The following is a 20,185-nucleotide window of genomic DNA, read 5'->3' on the forward strand; positions in this document are numbered from 1 at the left end:
AAGACGGTCTCTACGGCGTCTTCTTCGGCGCAACGCAGGTCGCAAAAATCAACCTCAAAAGCCAGGACTGACTGTCAGGTATGTCTCCGAACATCTGTCAGGTATGTTTCCGGGCTTTACACTTGTGGGGGAGATGTCCGGCAGGACAGAGGGGGGTGCCACACGCCACGACGCCACTGGCAGTCCGCCCGACCCCCTGTGGGGTTCAGAAGGACGGATCGAGTGGCGGATCCACCGGCACCCCACCCCTTGCCGGCTTCCGAACGCCCGCCAAGCCTCAATCCTAGTTCCGCACCTCGAAGATCATGTTGAACGGCGTTTCGCTTGCCCTGCGGAAGTGGTGGTAGCCGGCGTCCAGGGCCACCTTGCGCAGTTTCATCTCGCCGGCCTGGGCGCCGAGGCCGAGGCCGACTTCCTGGGCCATGGAGGCCGGGGTGCAGATCATTGTCGAGGCGCCGTAATAGACGCGGCCGACGGGGTTGAGGTTGTCTTTCAGGCCGTCATGGGCGAAGGGTTCGACGATCATCCAGGTGCCGTCCTTGGCCATGGTTTCGCGGATGTGGCGGCCGGCGCCGACGGGGTCGCCCATGTCGTGCAGGCAGTCGAACATGGCGACGAGATCGTAGTTGCCGGCGGGGAATTCCTTGGCCGAGGCCTTGCTGAAGGTCACGCGGTCGGCAACGCCCGCCTCCTTGGCGGCCCGCCTGGCGCGCTCGATCGAGGGCGCGTGGTAATCGAAGCCGTGGAAATGCGAGTTCGGGAAGGCCTTGGCCATCAGGATGGTCGAGGCGCCGTGGCCGCAGCCGACATCGGCCACCTCGGCCCCGCGCTCGAGCTTTTCCTTGACGCCCTTCAGCGCCGGGATCCATTCGGTGACGAGGTGGCTGTTGTAGCCCGGCCGGAAGAAGCGCTCGGTGCCGCGGAAGAGGCATTTGCTGTGCTCGTGCCAGCCAAGGCCGCGCCCGGTCCTGAAGGCTTCCTCCACCTTGGGCTCGTCCATCCACATGGATTGCACGATCTCGAAGGCGCCGCCGAAGAAGGCGGGGCTCTCCTCGTTGGCGAAGACCAGCGCCTGTTCCGGCGTCATGGCGAATTTGTTGGAGGCCTCGTGATAGGTGATGTAATCGGCCGCCGCCATGGCCGCCAGCCATTCGCGCAGGTTGCGCTCGGTCAGGCCGGTGGTTTCGGCAAGCTCCATCGAGGAGCGCGGCCGCCCGTCGATCATCGCCCGGAACAGGCCGAGATGATCGCCGAGCACGACGAGAACGCCCGACACGCCGGCGCCGAGATCGCCCACGAGGCGGGCGACGAGCGCATCGACTTTCTCCATGTCAGGCTGCTGCATATCGGTTTTCTGCTTATCGCTTTTGCGCATGGCATCCTCCTCAAGATGCGCCGGCCCCAGCCCGGCAGATCGACCATCCGCGGAGTCTAGGCGGGGCAGGCGGGCCGTCAATGCTGCATTCGGGTGATGGGGGCGGGTGATAGGGGCGGGTGATAAAGGCGGGTGACGGGTGCGCGGCAGGCCCCGGCGCCGGCGGCGAAATCGGGTGCCACGCCCTGCTTTCCGCGCTATAATGAAGGGGGGGCGATGCAGAGAGAGGTGAAGCCATGAAGAGGCTCGCAATCATTGCCCTGTCGCTGACGACGACGCTGGCCACGACGCTGGCGGGCGCACCGCCGGCCGCGGCCTTTCCCGTCATGACCGCCCCCGATATCGGCGCGCGGCAGGCCGAGCCGGTGCGCTATCGCGGCGGCTATCACGGCGGCTATTATCGCCACCATGGCGGCGACGGCTGGGGCTGGGCGCTCGGCGGCCTGGCGACCGGCGTCATTATCGGCGGATTGCTGTCGCAGCCCCGGTATTACGGCTCCGGCTATTACGATCGGGGCTATTACGGCACGGGCTATTACGGCTCGGCCTATTACGGCCCGCGTTATTACGCGCCGCGCTACTATGCGCCGCGCTACTATGCGCCGCGCTCCTATCGGCCGGCCTATTATGGCGGCAATGCGCATGTGCGCTGGTGTTTTGCGCGCTACCGCTCCTACAGGGCCTACGACAACACGTTCCAGCCCTATTACGGCCGGCGGCAGGCCTGCCTCTCGCCCTATTATTGACGGCTGGCGAAAGCGCCGGTCGCCAGCAGCAATTCCAGCAAAAGTGCGCAGCGGTTTTGCGTCCGGAATTGCGAAGAAACAAGCAGATGGAGCACGTTCGCGTTTCGAGGAAAAACGAACCTGCGCTATGGAAGTTCGATTTCGCCGTCGATCACGTGGCTGAGGCCGGTGCCTTCAGCCGTCAGCGTCATGCGGACCTTCAGCGTCTTGCCGGCGATCCGGCCGTCGCGCACGGTCTCCTCGATCTTGCGCTGCGAGGTCACGCCGACTTCCTTCAGGAATTTGCGGATGGACATGTTGAAGGCGTCTTCGCTCATGGTGGAATCCCCTCTATCGGGCAGCGATTGTAAGCGAAGGCGCGCGGCGAGGAAAGCCGGATCGCGGCGCGGCCCTTGCCCTGTCGGCCGATCCGGCGGTGCGGCTCAATGCGGCGGGGCGCCGCGCGACCAGTGGCCGGGCGCAGGCCCGAGGAAATGGGGGATCGCCCGGAGATCGATCGTGTTGGGCTTGCGGCCCGGCTGGCAGGAAAACAGGATGGTCATCGGGCGCCGGTAATGCCGGGTGAGGGCTGCCGCCGCCTCCTTTTCGAAACACAGCCGCTCCTGCGGGCTGTCCGTCACATTGCGCCGTTGGTAGATCACAGCGTCCTCCCCAAGATTGCGATCCGGCCGATCATCATGCACGCAAACGCGCCGGCCCGATACGGACCAAGGTCCGGGGGGGCCTGCCGCCGCAAGCGGAAAACGCGCCGGGGCGCGGCGAAAATGGAACTTTTGCCGGCGAAAGAAGTTCGCCTGACGGCGCCCCGGTTCTCCGGCCGGAGCAGGGGCCAAAGGGAAACAGGAGCCAAATGGAAACAGGAGCAGGAGAACGGGACGATGAAAGCTTTCCTCTTTGCCGGGTTTGCCGTGCTGGTCGCCTCCGGCGCGCTGGCGCAGGCGGGCGCGGGCGGCGATGCCGGCGGCGCGCCGAAAACGGCGGATTTCGTGGCGCAGGCGGCCTCAGCCGACATGTTCGAGATCGAGGCCGGCAAGCTTGCAGCCCGCCGCGCCGATGCGCCGGCCAGGGCCTTTGCCGAGGAGATGGTGAAGGACCACCGCAAGACGACGCAGGAGCTGAAGGCGCTGGTTGCCGGCGGCAAGGTGGAGGCGCGCATTCCGCAGGCCATGACGGCGGCGCAGCAGGCCGCGCTTGCCGCGCTCAAGGGCCTGCAGGGCGAGGATTTCACCCGGCAATATCTTGCCGGCCAGGCGCAGGCGCACGAACAGGCGGTCGATCTCTTCGCGCGCTACGGCGAGGGCGGCGACAATGCCGCGCTGAAGGCCTGGGCCAGCAAGACGCTGCCGGACCTCGAAGAGCATCTGCGCATGGCCAGGAACCTCGCCAGGTAAAAACCGGGCCGGCCGGGCAAAGCATAAGCTTGCACCTTGACCTTGCCCGCTTCGCCCTTAGTTGAGAGTCTAATAAACAAGGGGGGAGGCGAGGCCATGACTGGACAATCGGTTCACGCGCTCGAAATATTCGAGGACGTGGCCGCCGATGCCGGTATCTATACATGGGATATCGTGCGCAACCTCGTCTTTGCCGACAGCGCGATTGCCGAGCTTTTCGGCCTCGACCCCGCCGCCACCGTGCGCGGCCTGCCGCTCGACACCTATCTGAGGCGCGTCCACCCGGACGACCAGCCGCAGCTCGCAAGGAAGATTTCCGAAGTGCTGGTGGCCGATATCGCCCAGCAGGATACGTACCGCGTGCAGGGCCGGGACGGGCGATACCGGCTGGTCGCCGCCTTCGGCCGCGCCTTTCGCGACCATAGCGGCTCGCCCGTGCTCTATTCCGGCATCATCGTGCCGGCGGCCGAGCGCGAGGACGGGCAGGAGGGGCAGCGCTCGCATTGAGCCGGCAGGAGCCGGCCGCACCGGCTTGAAGGCATATGTCGCGTTTCCAAGACAACGCTGGGAGGATGTTGTGGCCGAGGTCGGGGGTTCCGTCGAGGCATTCAGGAAAAGGCGCAGGCGGGAGCTGTTGACCTTCGCCGTGCTTGCCTTCGGCATATGGCCGGTGCTGGCCGTCGGCGTGGTCGGCGGTTACGGCTTCCTGGTATGGATGTACCAGATCGTCTACGGCCCGCCCGGACCGCACGAGATCAATCCTGCCCCTCCCGGTTCGTCGGAGTGAGGGCCGGCCATGACCTTTCCCGCCCGCAGCCGACGCGATTTCCTGACCGGCAGGCCGCCTGAGGGCGCCTTGCGGATCCTGCCTCCGGGCGCAAGCGAGAGCTCGATCCGCAGCTGCACGGGCTGCGGCGCCTGCGCCGAGGCCTGCCCGACGCAGGTCATCGCAATCCGCTCCGGCGTTGCCGTGGTGGATTTCGGGCAGGGGGAATGCATCTTCTGCGGCCGCTGCGCCGAGCGCTGTCCCGAGCCCGTCTTTGCCGCCGGTGCGGCGGGCGGCTTTGCCCATCATGCCGTGGTGGGCGAGGGCTGCCTTGCCTTCAACCATGTCGATTGCCAGGCCTGCCGCGACAGCTGTGCGGCCGGGGCGATCCGCTTCCGGCCGCAGCCGCGCGGGCCGTTCGTTCCCGAACTCGATGCCAATGCCTGCACGGGCTGCGGCGCCTGTCTCGGGCTCTGTCCCGCCGCCGCCATCACCATGACGGCCCGCCGGGGGGAGGCCGCCCATGCCTGACGGCTGCCACCACATCTCCAGCGCCGTCGTGCTCACGCGGCCGGAACTGACCGGCGAGATCGCCGCGCGCCTTGCCGGACTTTCCGGCGTCGAGGTGCATGCGACGGCGCCGGGCAAGATCGTCGTGGTGATCGAGGGGCCGCATTCCGCCGCGCTCGGCGAAAGGCTGATCGGCATTTCGGGCATGGACGGGGTGCTGGCCGCCCACATGGTTTTCGAACAGGCACTGGACACGGAGGAGACAGGCGATGACGGGCGAACTGACGCGGCGTGACCTCCTGAAGGCGCAGGCGGCGGCGATTGCGGCCGCCACCGCCGGCATTGCGCCGCCTGCGGGTGCGCAATCGGTGCCGGGCGGCGTCGCGGCGCTGGAAATCAAATGGTCGAAGGCGCCGTGCCGTTTCTGCGGCACCGGCTGCGGCGTCATGGTGGGCGTCAAGGAAAACCAGGTCGTCGCCACGCATGGCGACATGGAGGCGGAGGTCAACCGCGGCCTCAACTGCGTCAAGGGTTATTTCCTCTCCAAGATCATGTACGGCAAGGACCGGCTGACGAGCCCGCTGTTGCGCAAGCGCGACGGCGTCTACGCCAAGGACGGCGAATTCGAGCCCGTCACCTGGGAAGAGGCCTTCGACGTGATGGCGGCCGAGGCCAAGCGGGTGCTGAAGGACAAGGGGCCGACGGCGCTCGGCATGTTCGGCTCCGGCCAGTGGACGATCTTCGAAGGCTATGCGGCAACGAAGCTGATGCGGGCGGGCTTCCGCTCCAACAATCTCGATCCCAACGCCCGCCACTGCATGGCCTCGGCGGCGGTGGCCTTCATGCGCACCTTCGGCATGGACGAGCCGATGGGCTGCTACGACGATTTCGAAAATGCCGACGCCTTCGTGCTCTGGGGCTCGAACATGGCCGAGATGCACCCGATCCTCTGGACGCGGGTGGCCGACCGGCGGCTCGGCCACGAGCATGTGAAGGTGGCCGTGCTTTCCACCTTCACGCATCGCAGCATGGACCTTGCCGATATTCCGCTGATCTTCAAGCCGGGAACCGACCTTGCGATCCTGAACTATATCGCCAACCACATTATCCGGACCGGCCGCGTCAACCGGGATTTCGTGGACAGGCATACGAAATTCATGAAAGGGGCGACCGATATCGGCTACGGCCTGCGCCCGGACAACCCGCTGGAGGTGAAGGCCACGGGGGCTGCCGATGCCGGCCGCATGGATGCGATCGATTTCGAGGCCTTCAGGCAGCTTGTTTCCGACTATACGCTGGAAAGGACGGTCGAGCTTTCGGGCGTGGACAGCGCCTTCCTGGAGCAGCTGGCCGAACTCTATGCCGATCCCAGGGTCAGGGTCATGTCGCTCTGGACCATGGGTTTCAACCAGCATGTGCGCGGCGTGTGGGCCAACCAGATGGTCTATAACCTGCACCTGCTCACCGGCAAGATTTCCGAGCCCGGCAACAGCCCGTTCTCGCTGACGGGGCAGCCGTCGGCCTGCGGCACGGCCCGCGAGGTCGGCACCTTCGCCCACCGCCTGCCGGCCGACATGGTCGTCACCAACCCGGAGCACCGCAAACATGCCGAGGAGATCTGGAACCTGCCGGCCGGGCTGCTGCCGGACAAGCCCGGCTATCACGCCGTCGAGCAGGACCGGATGCTGCATGACGGCAAGCTGAATTTCTACTGGGTGCAGGTCAACAACAATGTCCAGGCCGCGCCGAACACCAGCAACGAGACCTACAGGGGATACCGCAACCCGGACAATTTCGTCGTCGTTTCCGATGTCTATCCGACCGTCACCGCCATGAGCGCCGACCTGATCCTGCCGGCCGCCATGTGGGTGGAGAAGGAGGGCGCCTACGGCAATGCCGAGCGGCGCACGCATGTCTGGCACCAGCTGGTCAACGCGCCGGGCGAGGCCCGCTCGGACCTCTGGCAGATGGTGGAGTTTTCCAAGCGCTTCACCACCGAGGAGGTCTGGCCGGCCGAGATCCTGGACAAGAACCCGCAATACAAGGGAAAGACGCTCTACCAGGTGCTCTACCAGAACGGCAAGGTGGACGAATTCCCGCTCTCGCAGGTGACGGGCGAATACGAGAACCGGGAGGCCAGGGCCTTCGGCTTCTACATCCAGAAGGGGCTGTTCGAGGAATATGCCGAATTCGGGCGCGGCCACGGCCACGATCTGGCGCCCTACGACACGTACCATCAGGTGCGCGGCCTGCGCTGGCCGGTCGTGGACGGCAAGGAGACGCGCTGGCGCTACCGCGAGGGCTACGACCCCTATGTCAAGGCGGGCGAGGGGCTGAAATTCTACGGGCAGAAGGACGGCCGCGCCGTCATCCTGGCCGTGCCCTACGAGCCGCCGGCCGAATCGCCCGACGCGGAGTTCGATTTCTGGCTGGTGACGGGCCGGGTGCTGGAACATTGGCATTCCGGCTCGATGACGATGCGCGTGCCCGAGCTTTACCGGGCCTTTCCCGGCGCGCGATGTTTCATGAACGGGGACGACGCCCGCCGGATGGGCATCAACCAGGGCGCGGAAGTGAAGATCCGCTCGCGGCGCGGCGAGATCATCAGCCGCGTGGACATCCGCGGGCGCAACCGCATGCCGCACGGCGTGATCTTCGTGCCCTGGTTCGACGCCAGCCAGCTGATCAACAAGGTGACGCTCGACGCCACCGATCCCATCTCCAAGCAGACGGATTTCAAGAAATGCGCAGTCAAGATCCTTCCCGCCGCCTGACCGCGGGGCGCGCCGCTGCCGGGCGGGTTCGGGCGCTTGCGGCCGTCGCCCTGCTGGTTCTTGCCGGCACCGTCACGCTGGCCCAGACCGTGGCCCCGCTTTCGGGCAACGACGACCCGATGGCAAACACGGATGCGAAGCCGGTTCCCAAATGGGTGACCGACGACGTGAGAAAGATGCGCAACTATCCCGACCAGCCGCCCGTCATCCCGCATTCGATCGAGGGCTACCAGCTGACGGTCAATGCCAACCGCTGCCTCTCCTGCCACCGGCGCGAGCTGACGGAAGGTTCCGGCGCGCCGATGATCAGCGTCACGCATTTCATGAACCGCGAAGGGCAGATGCTGGCCGACGTTTCGCCCCGGCGCTATTTCTGCACCGCCTGCCATGTGCCGCAGGCCGACACGAGGCCGCTGGTGCCGAACACGTTCAAGGACATGAGCGAGCTCGGCTTCAAGCCTGCGGGCAGCGAGCAATGATTGCCCGGCTGAAGGCGATGGCGCTGTGGTGCTGGCGGCTCGTGCGCTCGCCGGCGGCGACCCTCGGGCTCGGCTTCCTCACGCTCGGCGGCTTCATCGGCGGCGTCATGTTCTGGGGCGCGTTCAACACGGCGCTGGAAGTGACCAATACCGAGGCCTTCTGCACCGGCTGCCACGAGATGCGCGCCAATGTCTACGAGGAGCTGAGCCGCACCGTGCATTTCTCCAACCGCTCCGGCGTGCGCGCCACCTGCCCGGATTGCCACGTGCCGCACCAGTGGACCGACAAGATCGCCCGCAAGATGCAGGCCTCCAAGGAAGTCTGGGGCAAGATATTCGGCACGATCAACACGCGCGAGAAATTCCTCGACCGGCGGCTGGAACTGGCCGAGCACGAATGGGCGCGGCTGAAGGCCAACGACAGCCTGGAATGCCGCAACTGCCACTCGATGGGCGCGATGGACCTGACCAAACAGACCGAACGCGCCGCCGAAATCCACACCCGCTACCTGCTGCCCGGCAAGGCGACCTGCATCGACTGCCACAAGGGCATCGCCCACGAACTGCCCAACATGGAAGGCATCGATCCCGGCTGGAAAGTGCCGGCCGAACTGATGGGCAAAAACGCCGGCCGCGACCGGTATGGCCGCGACTGGCACGCCCGCGCCATGCTCGCCGCCTATCTGGGGGCGGCGGCGGACTGAGGGCGGGCGGTTTGCGCGGGGGGTGGTGTTGGTGGGAATATTTTCCTTGGTGGCTGGCGACTGTGTGAGAGACATCAGTCGCAGGGATCGCGCCTTACCCTGTATTTCCGAGAGGCGTTTTTCCGCAGGCTTTCAATCTGCTTCTGATCCGAACTTCTTTTCGTCGTACTTGCCGATATTCGAGAACAAGTAACCGACAAGCGCGCCTAGCAGTGCTCCGATCGCGCCACCATCAAGGATACCTTCAAGACTCAAGATCAAAACGAGCGGAATAGTAATCGTCAAACATAGAAACTGAATTGCGCGAACCGAAAGCGACTTTTTCGTTGCGGTTCTATTCCATATGATCGCAATGATGCCAATCGGTATGGCTGCCGCCGCTATGACCTCGACCCAGAACCTTGCCGTTTCCACTTGGTTTCTCCCCCCCAATACTTTCCGGTGAGCATACAGGAGAATCCGGTGTGGCGCGACGGCCGCCGGGTCGGTTTTCAGAGCGTGGCGCTCCCGAATTCGGGTGATCGGACCCATGTCGTGTTCGCGCACGCCCCGCATTGCGGCTTTGACGGCAACCGGCCTTGCGCGGTATAGAGGGCTGCCGGAGATCGCCTGCCGGTTTCGTCCCGTCCTTGCCATGCGTGCGCGCCCCGAGAGTTCAGATGAGCGTTGAAGCCGCGGTGACTCCCATATGCCGCAGGCAAACGAGTCTCTCCTGCCCAAGGACTTGGGCAGGCTGGATCCCTGTGACAGGCACAGGGATGAGGGTGGGGAGGGAAGCGTCGCTGCCCAAAGCCGGCGTCGGGCATGGCGGCAAGGGGGCTTCCGCAGCCTCCACCACCCGACACGGTCCGTTCACTACCACCCAACGGCGCCTCACCCAGCCCTCGCCACCGTCCTGCCCGGAGGCCCACCCCAACCTCCCTCATTCCTGTGCCTGTCACAGGAATCCAGCCACCGCGCGTCCGCGCGGTGAATGACTCCCATATGCCGCAAGCAAACGAGTCTCTCCTGCCCAAGGACTTGGGCAGGCTGGATCCCTGTGACAGGCACAGGGATGAGGGTGGGGAGGGAAGCGCCGCTGCCCAAAGCAGGCGTCGGGTATGGTGGCAAGGGGCCTTCCGTAGCCTCCATCATCCGACACGGCCCTTCCACGGCCACCCCAACAGCGCCTCGCCCGGCGCTCGCAACCGCTCTGCCCGGAGGCCCACCCCAACCACCTCATTCCCGTGCCTCACCCATCCCCCGCAACCGTTCTGCCCGGAGGCCCACCCCAACCTCCCTCATTCCTGTGCCTGTCACAGGAATCCAGCCACCGCGCGTCCGCGCGGTGAATGACTCCCATATGCCGCAAGCAAACGAGTCTCTCCTGCCCAAGGACTTGGGCAGGCTGGATCCCTGTGACAAGCACAGGGATGAGGTGGGGAGGGGAGCGTCGCTGCCCAAAGCAGGCGGCGGCTCTCGCCCGATCATGCGCCGTGGTAGCGCCTGAAGAAATTCCAGACTTCCGCCGCCGTCTCGATATCGTTGCTGCATCCGCCGAAACGCGGCCCGTCGGCCGGGTCGGCGGGAGCGGGCGGGGCAAGGCGTGGCCAGCAGTGGCCGCCGTTTTCGATGCGGTAGAGCTGCACGCCGGTATCGGGCCGGCATCCGGACCATTGGACGAGGCTGGCGCGGGTCAGGTCGTGCGGGTTCAGGTGCGGCAGCGGTGTGGCGCTCTGGCCGGTGCAGCCGTCGGCGCGGCGCCAGTATTCCGTCGTTTCGGGAACGGACAGCAGCCGTCCGAAGGAGCGGATATAGCCGTCGTAGCGCTGCACCTCGTCGCTCGTGCCGTTCACCATCATGACCGGCAGGGGGCGGGCGGGGTTGCAGGCCTCGGCCTGGGCTTCGTTCATGGCGCTTGCGACCGGCGCGATCGCCGCGATCCTGTCGGGCAGGGCGCAGGCGAGCGTGTAGGTCATCAGCGCGCCGTAGGAGAAGCCGGTGGCGTAGATCCTTGTGCCGTCGGCGATACCGCGGCTGACGAGATCGTCGATCATGGTGCGGAAGAAGCCGATATCGTCCACCGGCTCGCCGTTGACGGCGGGGCGCTTCGACTTGAGGTTCCAGGCGCCGTCGATCGCTTCGGGATAGAGCGTGGCGAAATTCTCGCGGTCGGCGACGGCGTCGAAACCGCTGTTCTTCTGGAAACTGGCGGCCTTGTCGTCGGAGCCGTACATGACGATGACGAGCGGTGCGGCATGCCCCGCCGCAGCCTGCGGCACATGCAGGATCGCGGTGCGGTCCACGCCCTGCCACCTGTAGGACAGGGTTTCATCGGCATGAGCGGCGGCGGCGCCGAGGAAAAAGAGGAAGGCGGCAAGCGGCAGGCGAAGCACAATGCGGCACATGAAACCATCCCGCTTTCCGGCGAAGAGACCGCGACGGAAGATAAGCCATTGCGCGGCGCAGGCAACGGCTGCGGGCCGGCAGGGGCAAGGGCTTATTGTCGCTGCGGCCGTGATGGGCGGGCCTCGCCCGCCGTCCGCCCGCGAGCTGCGGCCCGCTACAGGCGGGAGGCGAAGGCTTTCAGCAGCGCCAGGCCCTGCGGCCAGTCGCCGAGCCCGCTCTGGCCGTTGATGTGGCCGGCCGCACCGATCACCTTCACCTCGCTTCCCCATTGCCCGGCCCGCCTCTCGGCATAAAGCAGCGAGCCGTAGGGATCGTCGGTGCTGGCGACGATCAGCGAGGGAAAACGAAAGCGCGTGTCGGGCACGTCGGCAAAACCTGCCGCCTGCGGGGGAAAGGCCGCAGAAGCCGGGTCCGGCACGGCGACCAGCATCGCGCCCTTCACCGGCAGGTCCGAGACCTCCTGCCAATGGGCGACGAGCAGGCAGGCGAGGCTGTGGGCCACGAGGAGGGGCGGCGTTTCTGCCGCGCGCACGGCCTCTTCGAGGGCCGCGATCCAGTCGGGCAGGTCGGGCTCGTCCCAGTTTGCCGGCGCGAAGCGGCGGATGGCGGGATCGGCGCTTTCCCAGCGGCTTTGCCAATGGAGTTCGCCGGAATTGCCGATACCGGGCAGGTGGATGATGTCGGTCATGAAGGGCCTCTCGTGGTCGATGCGCGAGGATGGCCGTTTACGGCGGCGGGATAAATTGGCATTCATCGGAAAAACTCAGCCCAAACCGATGGATTCAAGGCCGATGGCGAAAAATTCCGATCCCCGTTTCGAGCTTGACCCGACCGACATTGCCATGATCGAGATCCTGCAGGACGACGGGCGCATCAGCGTGTCCGAACTCGGAAGACGGGTCGGCCTCTCCCAGCCGGCGGCGTCGGAACGGCTGAAGCGGCTCGAGGAGCGCTGCATCGTCAGCGGCTACAGGGCCGTCATCGATCCCGCTTCGGTCGGGCTCGGCATGATGGCGATCATCCGCCTGCGCACCACGCACGAACATATCAAAACCTGCCTGAAACAGTTTTCGGAGATGCCGGAGGTCATCGAGGTTCTCCGGCTGACGGGGGAAGACTGTTTCCACCTGAAGGTCATCGTGCCGTCGCCGGCGGCGCTGGAAGGCATCGTCGATGCGGTTGCGCGCTACGGCTCGGTCAATACCGCGATCGTCCTGCGCAGCGAGCCGCCCAAGCGCATCGGGCGCGAACTCATGAAGGGGTGAGGGCAGAGGGCGTGCGCGCCCCGGAAGGGCGCGCACGGCATCGAGGCTCAGCGGAAACCGCCGCTGGCGACGAGCTTTTCGCCGGTCAGCCAGCCGGCATCGTCGGAGGCGAGGAAGGCTGCGACGGTGGCGATATCGTTCGGCTGGCCGATGCGGGCGAGCGGGGTCTGGGCGACCGCGTTATGCTCGAAATCGGAACCGATCACGCCGGCGCTATGGGTGCCTTCGGTCTCGATAATGCCGGGCAGGATGGCGTTGACGCGGATCTTGCGCGGGCCGAGTTCCTTGGCAAGCACGCTGGTAATGGCGTCCACGGCGCCCTTCGTGCCGGTATAGACGGCGGTGGCGGGCGGGGCGAGGCTTGTCGCCACGGAGGAAATGTTGATGACGCTGCCGCCTTCGCCGATATGCTTGACGGCGGCCTGGGTGGTCAGCAGCAGGCCGAGCACGTTCACGCCGAACTGGCGGTGATAGTGTTCCTCGGTGATCTCCTCGATCGCGGCGAATTCGTAGACGCCGGAATTGTTGACCAGCACGTCGAGGCGGCCGAATTCCCGGATCGCCGCGTCGATCAGCGCTTGCGCCTGTTCGGCCTTCGAAACGTCGCCCTGTACCGCAACGGCCTTGCCGCCGGCGGCCGCGATCGCCGCGACGACGGCATCCGCACCCGCCTTGCTCGATGCGTAATTGACCACCACTTTCGCGCCTTCGGCGGCCAGCGCCCTGGCAATGGCGGCGCCGATCCCCTTGGAGGCGCCGGTGACGACGGCGACTTTTCCAGCAAGCTTGGACATATCAGTTCCTTTCGATCCGGAGGGCCGCCGGGAGTGGCGGCCTTGTTCCGTAGTTCAGAAATTCGGAACTGTTGATCGTAATATCAAGTGGCCCTATATAAAATTCATGAGACCGCTTTTTCATCCAGCCATCGAGGACCTGAAGCCGGAGGCGATCCTCTATGCGCTCTCCGATCCCGAGCGCGTGGCGATCTTCGCGCAGATCGCCGGGGCCGGCTCCAGCGGCACCTGCAGCGCGCTTTCCAATCTCGGCGGGCGCGTCATCCCCAAATCCTCGCTGTCGCAGCATATGAAGGTTCTGCGCGAGGCCGGCCTCATCCGCGGCGAGCGTCACGGCATCGAAATGCGCAACCATTCGCGCTGCGCGGAGGTGGAAGAACGCTTCCCCGGCCTCGTGGCGGCGATCCTGCGCGCCTACGGACGGCCGACGGACGTGGCCGGCATGGACTGACCGGCCGCGGCGGTCACGGGCGGCGCTCTCCTGCGGGCTTGCGGATGGAATCCCAGAGGGCGGCGGGCGAAAAATCGTAACCCAGGCGTATCCAGCGCATCACGTCGAACGGGTGAGCGCTGTGGCTTCGTCCAGCATGTCGATCTCGCCGGAGGCGTGTTCCGGCCCGCCGAAGCGATGCTCGGAGGCAAGCTCGACGCTCGCCTTCTCAAGGCGCAGCCTTGCCGCCGCCGCCATCATTTCGCGGCCCGGCCGGACGATCGTTTCCTGGTTGTTTTCCAGCGAAGCGACCTTTTTCAGCTTCGTGGCGGTCTTGCCATCGACATTTGCCGAAATCGTGGACGCCATCGCGAACTCCTATAGGAATAGCTCGTTCCTATATAATCCCGATCGCGGCGCTTCACAACGGGCGCGCGCCGGCGGCGGGTGCCGCCGGTTTCCTGTCGCGCTAGCTGCCCGGCGGCTCGAACAGTTCGATCGGGTTGCCGGCGGGGTCCTCGACCAGCACCTGTTTGCCGCCGATGCCGGCCACGATGTCGTTGCGGAAGCGGGCGCCCGATTTTCTCAGGCGCGCGACTTCCGCCTCGATATTGCCGACCTCGATCTGGATGCGGTTCCAGCCGCCGGGCGCGGGCTTGCGCCCGTCGGGCATGGGCTGGGAAGCGCCGCCGGGGCCGGTCGTGGCGTTGACCAGCAGGCTGAGGTCGCCCCGCGTCAGCATGGCAAAGCTCGGGGCCGGGTGCATGGCAAGCGAAAAGCCGAGCGATTGCGTATAGAAGGCAATTGCCGCATCGACGTCGTCGACGATGTAGCGAACGCTGACAGTCGCCATGGTCATTCCTCCTCTAGACAAGGTTGAGGACCGTGGCGGCGAAAGCCAGAAGCGCGACCACGATCCAGGGCGGGGCTTTCCAGACGGCAAGCAGCAGGAAGCCCGCAAGCGCCAGCGCGAAATCGGCCGGCGCCAGAACGGCGCTGGTCCAGACCGGGCTGTAAAGGGCCGCCCCGAGAATGCCGACCACGGCGGCATTGGCGCCGCGCATGGCGGCCTGCGCGGCCGGCTGGCGGCGGAAACCGTCCCAGAAGGGCAGGGCGCCGAGCAGCAGCAGGAAACCCGGCAGGAAGACCGCGACAAGGCAGATGGCTGCACCCGCAATGCCGTTCGGCGCCGGCCCCATGACGGCGCCGAGATAGGCCGCGAAGGTGAAGAGCGGGCCGGGAACGGCCTGGGCGGCGCCGTAGCCGGCGAGAAACGTGTCGTTCGTCATCCAGCCGGGGCCGACCACCTCGCTCTGCAGCAGCGGCAGCACGACATGGCCGCCGCCGAAGACCAGCGCGCCCGAGCGGTAGAAGGCATCGAACAGCGACAGGCCCTGCAGGCCGGCGGCCGAGGCGAGAACGGGCAAGGCGAGGAGCAGGCCGAAAAAGGCGGCAAGGCAGGCAAGGCCGAAGGACCGCAACACCCGGAAGGAGAGATGCGTCTCGCCCGTCACCGACCCGTTGCGGCAGAGCGCCAGGCCGGCGAGCGCGCCGGCCGCAATCGCCGCGAGCTGGCCGATCGCGCCGGCGCAGAAGGTGACGACGAAGACGGCGGCAAGCGCGATTGCCGCGCGCTCACGGTCGGGCGTCAGGCTTTTTGCCATGCCCCAGACCGCCTGCGCCACGACGGCGACGGCGACGATCTTCAGCCCGTGCAGCAGGCCGGCGCCGGCAGGTCCTTCGAGGCCGGTGGCCGCAAGCGCGAAGACCACGAGCAGGATGGCCGACGGCAGCGTGAAGGCGGCCCAGGCGGCCAGCGCCCCGAGCGGGCCGGCGCGCAGCAGGCCGAGCGAAAAGCCGACCTGGCTGGAGGCCGGGCCGGGCAGGAACTGGCAGAGCGCCACGAGATCGCCGTAACCGGCCTCGTCGATCCATTTGCGGCGGACGACCAGCTCGTCGCGGAAATAGCCGAGATGGGCGATCGGCCCGCCGAAGGAGGTGAGCCCGAGCTTCAGGAAGGCAAGGAAGACCTCGCCCGCCGTGCCCTGCCGCGGCCCGGCCGCTTCCTCACCTATTGTCTGTGCCGACGACTTCACGAAACAGCTCCCTTGCCCTTTCCCTGGCCATTTTCAGGGCCGCCACGCCATAGGGCGTGGCATTGTAGATACGCCGATGCGTGCGCCCGACGCGCTCGGTGCGCGAGGTGAGATACCCCTTCTTCTCCATCGCGTGCAGCATGGGATAGAGCGTGCCGGCGGAGACCTTGTAGCCGTGATGCGCCAGCTCCTCGATCATCCACAGCCCATGCAGATCGCCCTCGGCCGCATGATGCAGGACATGCAGGCGGATGAAGCCGGAGAGAAGGTCCTGATGTTCCATGCGGCATGGTAGCACGGGCGCTCTCGAAAGGCGATATCGGGATTCGAGATTGTGGGGTGGGGCGGGAGATCCCATTGTGGGCTGCGGCTTGGGGTATCCCGCTCTGCCCTGCCGGGTCCTTCGGCCCCCCCCCACAAGGAGGGAGATTGGCTGGGGGCACCGGTTTCCCCAAACAATCAGCGTTTGCAAACTGCGCAACGTTCGTGAGGTGCGAAGGTCAGGCCACGAGTCGATCTCCCCCCTTGTGGGGGAGATGTCCGGCAGGACAGAGGGGGTGCCATACGGCACAACGCGCAATCGTTCGGACCCAAAGAAAAGTTGAGCAGAGCGGGCTACCACACGGTACAACGCCACCGGCAGCCCACCCTCTTGCGCCCCCCAAAGAAAAGCACCTCACAGCAGCGGCAGCGTCTGCGCGATGGTCCAGTAGGCGCCGGCGGTGCCGACCAGGTAAGCGGGCAGCAGGCCGGCGGTTCGGGTGAGCGGCAGTTGCGCGGCGCGGGCGGCGTGGGCGAGCGCGTAACACAGGGCGACGAAGGCGAGCTGGCCGGTTTCGACGCCGAGGTTGAAGAAGAGGAGCGCGAAGGGAATGTCGCCTTGCGGCAGGCCCGTCGCCGCAAGGCCGCTGGCAAAACCGCAGCCGTGCAGCAGGCCGAAGCCGAAGGCGATGGCCCAGGGGTAGCGGGTGCCGAGCGTGACCTGCCCGCGCCGCGCATGGACGATCTCCACGCCGAGAAACAGGATGGACATGGCGATGGCGGCTTCGAGCGGGCCGGCGGGCACATGGATGAGGCCGAGCGTGGCGGCCGCCAGCGTCAGGCTGTGGGCGGCCGTGAAGGCGGTGATGGTGAGGGCGACGCGCTTCCAGCCGCGCACCAGGAGAAGCAGGCCGAGCACGAAGAGCAGGTGGTCGATGCCGCCGATAATGTGTTCGACACCGGTCAGGAAATAGGTCAGCGCCCGCCGCGCGAGCAAGGGCGAGGCGGCGACCTCGAAGCCCGGCCGCGTCGGCGTCAGCCGCTCGACCTGCGAAAGGCCGGAGGAATGCTCGACGCGGGCGAGCACGTCCGTCACCGTCGCCGCCAGCCCGTCGATGCTGATGCGCCTGCCGGCAAGGCCGCCGGGGATCTCGATAACGCGCCGCTCCAGCTGCGCGCCGGCCTCGAAGGTCAGCTGCGGCGGGCTCACGTCGCGGGCCTCTTCGGGCAGGCGCAGATCGAGGCCCAGCCGATAGTTCTCGTCGAGCGCCGGCACCTTGAAGAGCAGCGCGTAGCGCTCCGCCGAGAGCGGCCTGATCTCCAGATAGGCAGGGCGCACCTCATGGGCGGCCGCCGGCGGGGCGGCAAGCGCGAGGGCAAGGATGAGGGCGAGGGCGAGCCGCAGCCATGTCATGGGCGTGGCCCCGCCGCACCGGCCGGCGCCTCTTCCACCACCACCTCGTAGCGGGCGCGCAGCGTGCGGTAGAACTCTTCCAGTTTCTCGACGCGCCGGGCGCTCGCCCAATCCCGCGCGACGATGTCGCGGACCTCGGCAAGCGGGCGCTGGCCGCCTTCGGAGCGCTGCCGCACGAAGACGAAATGCAGGCCGAAGGGCGACACGAAAGGCCCTTGCCAGGCGCCGGCCGGCACGGAAAAGACCGTGTCGGCGAAACGCTCGCCGAAATCGGTGGCGACGGCGCGCCGGTCGCGGCCCTCGAAATCGGCGCCGAGCAGAAAGCCGTCGCCGAGGGCGGCCGGATCGGCGCCCGGCCGGGCAAGCGCCAGCGCCACGGTCCTGGCATCGGCGTCGAGACTGGCTTGGCGCCTCGCGCTCAGGAAGACCTGGCGGAAGGAGACGGTCGGCTCGACGCGGAAATTGCGCGGATGGGCGGTAAGATAGGCTTCAAGCTCCGCATCCGTCGGCTCGGCCGCCGCCACGTCCTCGGCGTAGAATTCCATCTTCTGGCGGATGCGCCGGCGGATGACGATATCGTCGGCATCGATGCCGAGCGCCATGCCCTCGCGATAATAGACCTCGTCGCGGATATGGTCCTCGACGAGGCCGCGCAATTCGTCCGGCGTCGGCTGCCGCTGCCAGACCGTGGCGAAGGAGCGGGCGAGATTGTCGATCCGGGCGGCGGTGACGACGATCCTTTCGGGTCTCGCCTCCGGCGTCTTTCCCGGCAGGGCGGTCAGCCAGAAGAGGATTGCGCCGAGGGCCATGAACTGCAGCAGGGGCTCGCGCAACAGGCGGATCACGGGGCGGGCTCCGTCAGGTCAGGGCGAATACCAGATCGGCGAGGTGAAGGCGCGTTCCTGCGTCACCATCGGCACGTTGGCGTCGATCTTGACGCCGTAGCGCTTGGCGTCATAGGCGGTCCAGCGCGGCGTGGGTATTTCCAGCACGCGGGCGTAATAGACGGCGCTGATCGCCGGGTCGAATTCCGGGTCGGTCCAGACGGCGGCGAGTTCCGGGTCGCCGATCGTGTTCGTCCAGGTGGCGTTTGCGACATCGACCGTGCTTCCGACCGGCGGCACCTTGCCGTCGCTGCCGGGCTTGCGGCGGTCGGCATCGCCCCAGACCGCGTCGAAGATCTTCTCCTGCGTCTTGCCGTCCTTGTCCACCCAGCCCTTGATGATCTGGATGCGGTCGAGATTGCCGCCGAGCGGGTCCTTGAGCGCGGCCATGAGGAAGGTCGGCGCCTTGCCGGCGGGGGCGCCCTTGAGATCGCCGCCCATCGGCACGCCCTTGGCATAGCCGGTCTCGGCCGGCGTCCTGCTGGTCGCATCGGCGGGCACGAAATCGAAACCGCCGAAGAAGCGCACGATCATGCGCGGGCCGCTGGTGGAATAGGTCTCCTTGCGCTTCATGGCGTCCCACAGGGCCTCGCGGGTGTTTTCGCTCGCCCAGACGCCGGTATAGCCGGCCGCCGTCACCTCCCAGCCCTTGACGACGCGGTCGCCGAATTTCATGGCGTCCTCGCTCCAGCGCTCGGGCCGCGGCTCGCAGCTGACGAACTTGCAGAAATAATTGTCCTCCTCCATCGCCGTCAGCCCGGTATGGGCATCGCTGCCGGAGGCGAAGCCGTATTTGAACGGGTTGGAGCCGATTTCCTGCTCGATCTTCAGCCCGTTCTTCAGCGCCTCGCGCGCATATTCGTACTGGATCATGCCCGGCTGCTTGGGCACGAGGTTGAGGTTGCCGCGGTCCCACAGCTCGTAGCCGGCGGTGAATTCGTCGGTGGGCGAAAGCGAGGGGTGGGATTCGCTCTGGCCCTTGGTCTGGATCAGCTCGAACAGCACTTCCCAGCGCCGCCGCTCGTCGGCCCATTCCCTGGTCAGCGGCCCGCCGGTGAAGGTCGTCAGCTCGAACATGCGGCCGTTGGAAAGGTTGCCGTTATGCGGGATGGCGAGCAGCGAGCCGCCGGTCTTCTGCTCCCAGTTGGCCATCCAGCGCCACAGGTCCTCCGGGTTCTCGCTCTCAAAGGTCGTGTAGGGGATCATCTGGGCGGCCTTGTCGCTGCCGTCGCGGTAGATCACGTTGCGGTGCAGGTTGTTGCCGCCGCCGGCGTTGGAGGTCCATTCATAGGCGATGAAGGCGGTGAAACGGCCGGGATCGTTGTATTTCTCCATGATCTGGTTGTTCTTCTGCCAGACCGAATTGGCGAATTTCGGGTCCATGATGGCGGGCGGCAGCTGCTTGTTGGACTGCGCCTTGATGAGCTCCATCGTGGCGGCGGCGGCCGCATCCGGGCTCTGCTGCATCATGTCGTGCCAGCGCTTGAGCACCGGGTCGGCCATCAGCTGCGGATTGCCGCCCTTCAGCTCCGAGATCACGCCCATGCCGTCGGAATGGTCGGTGACGGCGATCCAGTCGAGCGGCCGGCTGAGGCGCACGGGCTGGCCGGTATTGGAGGTCACCTCCTCGCCGCGGGCAAACCGCACCGCATCTTCCGGCGTCAGCGTGGCGCCGGACATGCCGGCATCCACCGACCAGGCGGTGTGCAGGTGCTGGTCGCCGAAGAAGACGCGTGTCGGAAAATTGCGCCCCGCATAGGGCGAATAACCCGGCTTTTTGTAGAATCTGGCGACTGTCGCGGGATCGATCTCGCCGGCGTCCATCAGCGATTCCTGCGCCGGGGCGGAGGTTGCGACGAGAATGGTCAAAAGAGACGCGGCACTGACAAACGTTCTGAACATCGGCAC

General features: G+C 66.5%; 25 protein-coding genes. 11 read left to right on the top strand and 14 right to left on the bottom strand.

What is annotated here, in order from left to right; translation table 11 throughout:
• Nucleotides 1–283: 283 nt before the first annotated feature.
• A complete protein-coding gene (locus tag ACFPWW_RS11675) occupies nt 284–1,345 on the bottom strand; it encodes a class I SAM-dependent methyltransferase (protein ID WP_377311774.1) in 1,062 nt (353 codons plus the stop codon).
• Between the two features lie 266 nt (nt 1,346–1,611).
• Between ACFPWW_RS11675 and ACFPWW_RS11680 the strand changes: the two genes are divergently transcribed.
• On the top strand, nt 1,612–2,121 hold the full coding sequence (locus tag ACFPWW_RS11680) for a BA14K family protein (RefSeq protein WP_377311737.1): 510 nt from the start codon (nt 1,612–1,614) through the stop codon (nt 2,119–2,121).
• Between the two features lie 125 nt (nt 2,122–2,246).
• On the opposite strand, the gene ACFPWW_RS11685 is transcribed toward ACFPWW_RS11680, so the two are convergent.
• Nucleotides 2,247–2,438, bottom strand: a complete 192-nt coding sequence (locus ACFPWW_RS11685; RefSeq protein WP_377311739.1) for a DUF6494 family protein — start codon at nt 2,436–2,438, stop codon at nt 2,247–2,249.
• A gap of 105 nt (nt 2,439–2,543) precedes the next feature.
• Nucleotides 2,544–2,762 (bottom strand): hypothetical protein, encoded by a 219-nt coding sequence (locus ACFPWW_RS11690; RefSeq protein WP_112573325.1) that lies wholly within the window; start codon nt 2,760–2,762, stop codon nt 2,544–2,546.
• 237 nt (nt 2,763–2,999) lie between these two features.
• On the opposite strand from ACFPWW_RS11690, the gene ACFPWW_RS11695 reads away from it, so the two are divergent.
• The 8 genes from ACFPWW_RS11695 (at nt 3,000) to ACFPWW_RS11730 (ending at nt 8,745) form a co-directional block, all read left to right on the top strand.
• On the top strand, nt 3,000–3,512 hold the full coding sequence (locus tag ACFPWW_RS11695) for a DUF4142 domain-containing protein (RefSeq protein WP_113498671.1): 513 nt from the start codon (nt 3,000–3,002) through the stop codon (nt 3,510–3,512).
• A 96-nt stretch (nt 3,513–3,608) separates the two neighbouring features.
• Entirely contained in the window at nt 3,609–4,019 is a 411-nt protein-coding gene (locus ACFPWW_RS11700) for a PAS domain-containing protein (protein ID WP_377311741.1), read from the top strand.
• 70 nt (nt 4,020–4,089) lie between these two features.
• A complete protein-coding gene (napE, locus tag ACFPWW_RS11705) occupies nt 4,090–4,299 on the top strand; it encodes a periplasmic nitrate reductase, NapE protein (protein ID WP_112573329.1) in 210 nt (69 codons plus the stop codon).
• A 9-nt stretch (nt 4,300–4,308) separates the two neighbouring features.
• Entirely contained in the window at nt 4,309–4,809 is a 501-nt protein-coding gene (locus ACFPWW_RS11710) for a ferredoxin-type protein NapF (RefSeq protein WP_377311743.1), read from the top strand.
• Nucleotides 4,802–5,083, top strand: coding sequence for a chaperone NapD (locus ACFPWW_RS11715; RefSeq protein WP_377311745.1), 282 nt, complete (start codon nt 4,802–4,804; stop codon nt 5,081–5,083). The genes ACFPWW_RS11710 and ACFPWW_RS11715 overlap by 8 nt, the downstream gene beginning before the upstream one ends.
• Entirely contained in the window at nt 5,058–7,562 is a 2,505-nt protein-coding gene (gene napA / locus ACFPWW_RS11720) for a periplasmic nitrate reductase subunit alpha (protein WP_377311746.1), read from the top strand. The genes ACFPWW_RS11715 and napA overlap by 26 nt, the downstream gene beginning before the upstream one ends.
• Nucleotides 7,532–8,041 (top strand): nitrate reductase cytochrome c-type subunit, encoded by a 510-nt coding sequence (locus ACFPWW_RS11725; RefSeq protein WP_113414490.1) that lies wholly within the window; start codon nt 7,532–7,534, stop codon nt 8,039–8,041. Before napA ends, ACFPWW_RS11725 begins: the two co-directional genes overlap by 31 nt.
• Nucleotides 8,038–8,745, top strand: a complete 708-nt coding sequence (locus ACFPWW_RS11730; RefSeq protein ID WP_377311747.1) for a NapC/NirT family cytochrome c — start codon at nt 8,038–8,040, stop codon at nt 8,743–8,745. The genes ACFPWW_RS11725 and ACFPWW_RS11730 overlap by 4 nt, the downstream gene beginning before the upstream one ends.
• 132 nt (nt 8,746–8,877) lie before the next feature.
• On the opposite strand, the gene ACFPWW_RS11735 is transcribed toward ACFPWW_RS11730, so the two are convergent.
• The 3 genes from ACFPWW_RS11735 to ACFPWW_RS11745 form a co-directional block, all read right to left on the bottom strand.
• Nucleotides 8,878–9,381 (bottom strand): hypothetical protein, encoded by a 504-nt coding sequence (locus ACFPWW_RS11735; RefSeq protein ID WP_377311748.1) that lies wholly within the window; start codon nt 9,379–9,381, stop codon nt 8,878–8,880.
• Between the two features lie 830 nt (nt 9,382–10,211).
• On the bottom strand, nt 10,212–11,132 hold the full coding sequence (locus tag ACFPWW_RS11740; protein WP_377311749.1) for an alpha/beta hydrolase family esterase: 921 nt from the start codon (nt 11,130–11,132) through the stop codon (nt 10,212–10,214).
• 155 nt (nt 11,133–11,287) lie between these two features.
• A complete protein-coding gene (locus tag ACFPWW_RS11745; protein WP_377311751.1) occupies nt 11,288–11,821 on the bottom strand; it encodes an RBBP9/YdeN family alpha/beta hydrolase in 534 nt (177 codons plus the stop codon).
• 103 nt (nt 11,822–11,924) lie between these two features.
• Between ACFPWW_RS11745 and ACFPWW_RS11750 the strand changes: the two genes are divergently transcribed.
• Nucleotides 11,925–12,398 (top strand): Lrp/AsnC family transcriptional regulator, encoded by a 474-nt coding sequence (locus ACFPWW_RS11750; RefSeq protein ID WP_377311752.1) that lies wholly within the window; start codon nt 11,925–11,927, stop codon nt 12,396–12,398.
• A gap of 47 nt (nt 12,399–12,445) precedes the next feature.
• On the opposite strand, the gene ACFPWW_RS11755 is transcribed toward ACFPWW_RS11750, so the two are convergent.
• A complete protein-coding gene (locus tag ACFPWW_RS11755) occupies nt 12,446–13,192 on the bottom strand; it encodes a glucose 1-dehydrogenase (RefSeq protein WP_377311753.1) in 747 nt (248 codons plus the stop codon).
• A gap of 106 nt (nt 13,193–13,298) precedes the next feature.
• Between ACFPWW_RS11755 and ACFPWW_RS11760 the strand changes: the two genes are divergently transcribed.
• On the top strand, nt 13,299–13,643 hold the full coding sequence (locus ACFPWW_RS11760) for a helix-turn-helix domain-containing protein (protein WP_377311754.1): 345 nt from the start codon (nt 13,299–13,301) through the stop codon (nt 13,641–13,643).
• A 99-nt stretch (nt 13,644–13,742) separates the two neighbouring features.
• Here ACFPWW_RS11760 and ACFPWW_RS11765 read toward each other — a convergent pair whose 3' ends face one another.
• From ACFPWW_RS11765 to ACFPWW_RS11795, 7 genes are all read right to left on the bottom strand, one after another.
• On the bottom strand, nt 13,743–13,991 hold the full coding sequence (locus tag ACFPWW_RS11765; RefSeq protein ID WP_113414689.1) for a hypothetical protein: 249 nt from the start codon (nt 13,989–13,991) through the stop codon (nt 13,743–13,745).
• Between the two features lie 100 nt (nt 13,992–14,091).
• The gene (locus ACFPWW_RS11770; protein ID WP_377311755.1) at nt 14,092–14,475 is read right to left on the bottom strand and encodes a VOC family protein; all 384 of its coding nucleotides are present in this window, start codon (nt 14,473–14,475) and stop codon (nt 14,092–14,094) included.
• 13 nt (nt 14,476–14,488) lie between these two features.
• A complete protein-coding gene (chrA, locus tag ACFPWW_RS11775; RefSeq protein ID WP_377311756.1) occupies nt 14,489–15,718 on the bottom strand; it encodes a chromate efflux transporter in 1,230 nt (409 codons plus the stop codon).
• Nucleotides 15,690–16,001: a PadR family transcriptional regulator gene (locus tag ACFPWW_RS11780; RefSeq protein WP_377311757.1), complete on the bottom strand. Its 312-nt coding sequence runs from the start codon at nt 15,999–16,001 to the stop codon at nt 15,690–15,692. The genes chrA and ACFPWW_RS11780 overlap by 29 nt, the downstream gene beginning before the upstream one ends.
• A 393-nt stretch (nt 16,002–16,394) precedes the next feature.
• Entirely contained in the window at nt 16,395–17,393 is a 999-nt protein-coding gene (locus ACFPWW_RS11785) for a HupE/UreJ family protein (protein ID WP_377311758.1), read from the bottom strand.
• Nucleotides 17,390–18,238, bottom strand: a complete 849-nt coding sequence (locus tag ACFPWW_RS11790; protein ID WP_377311759.1) for a peptidyl-prolyl cis-trans isomerase — start codon at nt 18,236–18,238, stop codon at nt 17,390–17,392. Before ACFPWW_RS11790 ends, ACFPWW_RS11785 begins: the two co-directional genes overlap by 4 nt.
• Before the next feature lie 18 nt (nt 18,239–18,256).
• Nucleotides 18,257–20,179 carry a DUF3604 domain-containing protein gene (locus ACFPWW_RS11795; protein ID WP_377311760.1) on the bottom strand — a complete coding sequence of 641 codons (1,923 nt, stop codon included), beginning with the start codon at nt 20,177–20,179 and terminating at the stop codon, nt 18,257–18,259.
• Nucleotides 20,180–20,185: the final 6 nt, after the last annotated feature.

This window comes from Rhizobium sp. GCM10022189 (assembly GCF_042656325.1).
GTDB lineage: Bacteria > Pseudomonadota > Alphaproteobacteria > Rhizobiales > Rhizobiaceae > Rhizobium.

Coding starts and splice junctions, on each gene's coding strand:
- ACFPWW_RS11675 (WP_377311774.1), bottom strand. CDS start 1,345: ATGCAGCAGCCTGACATGGAGAAAGTCGATGCGCTCGTCGCCCGCCTC.
- ACFPWW_RS11680 (WP_377311737.1), top strand. CDS start 1,612: ATGAAGAGGCTCGCAATCATTGCCCTGTCGCTGACGACGACGCTGGCC.
- ACFPWW_RS11685 (WP_377311739.1), bottom strand. CDS start 2,438: ATGAGCGAAGACGCCTTCAACATGTCCATCCGCAAATTCCTGAAGGAA.
- ACFPWW_RS11695 (WP_113498671.1), top strand. CDS start 3,000: ATGAAAGCTTTCCTCTTTGCCGGGTTTGCCGTGCTGGTCGCCTCCGGC.
- ACFPWW_RS11700 (WP_377311741.1), top strand. CDS start 3,609: ATGACTGGACAATCGGTTCACGCGCTCGAAATATTCGAGGACGTGGCC.
- ACFPWW_RS11710 (WP_377311743.1), top strand. CDS start 4,309: ATGACCTTTCCCGCCCGCAGCCGACGCGATTTCCTGACCGGCAGGCCG.
- ACFPWW_RS11715 (WP_377311745.1), top strand. CDS start 4,802: ATGCCTGACGGCTGCCACCACATCTCCAGCGCCGTCGTGCTCACGCGG.
- napA (WP_377311746.1), top strand. CDS start 5,058: ATGACGGGCGAACTGACGCGGCGTGACCTCCTGAAGGCGCAGGCGGCG.
- ACFPWW_RS11725 (WP_113414490.1), top strand. CDS start 7,532: ATGCGCAGTCAAGATCCTTCCCGCCGCCTGACCGCGGGGCGCGCCGCT.
- ACFPWW_RS11730 (WP_377311747.1), top strand. CDS start 8,038: ATGATTGCCCGGCTGAAGGCGATGGCGCTGTGGTGCTGGCGGCTCGTG.
- ACFPWW_RS11735 (WP_377311748.1), bottom strand. CDS start 9,381: ATGGCAAGGACGGGACGAAACCGGCAGGCGATCTCCGGCAGCCCTCTA.
- ACFPWW_RS11740 (WP_377311749.1), bottom strand. CDS start 11,132: ATGTGCCGCATTGTGCTTCGCCTGCCGCTTGCCGCCTTCCTCTTTTTC.
- ACFPWW_RS11745 (WP_377311751.1), bottom strand. CDS start 11,821: ATGACCGACATCATCCACCTGCCCGGTATCGGCAATTCCGGCGAACTC.
- ACFPWW_RS11750 (WP_377311752.1), top strand. CDS start 11,925: ATGGCGAAAAATTCCGATCCCCGTTTCGAGCTTGACCCGACCGACATT.
- ACFPWW_RS11755 (WP_377311753.1), bottom strand. CDS start 13,192: ATGTCCAAGCTTGCTGGAAAAGTCGCCGTCGTCACCGGCGCCTCCAAG.
- ACFPWW_RS11760 (WP_377311754.1), top strand. CDS start 13,299: ATGAGACCGCTTTTTCATCCAGCCATCGAGGACCTGAAGCCGGAGGCG.
- ACFPWW_RS11765 (WP_113414689.1), bottom strand. CDS start 13,991: ATGGCGTCCACGATTTCGGCAAATGTCGATGGCAAGACCGCCACGAAG.
- ACFPWW_RS11770 (WP_377311755.1), bottom strand. CDS start 14,475: ATGGCGACTGTCAGCGTTCGCTACATCGTCGACGACGTCGATGCGGCA.
- ACFPWW_RS11780 (WP_377311757.1), bottom strand. CDS start 16,001: ATGGAACATCAGGACCTTCTCTCCGGCTTCATCCGCCTGCATGTCCTG.
- ACFPWW_RS11785 (WP_377311758.1), bottom strand. CDS start 17,393: ATGACATGGCTGCGGCTCGCCCTCGCCCTCATCCTTGCCCTCGCGCTT.
- ACFPWW_RS11795 (WP_377311760.1), bottom strand. CDS start 20,179: ATGTTCAGAACGTTTGTCAGTGCCGCGTCTCTTTTGACCATTCTCGTC.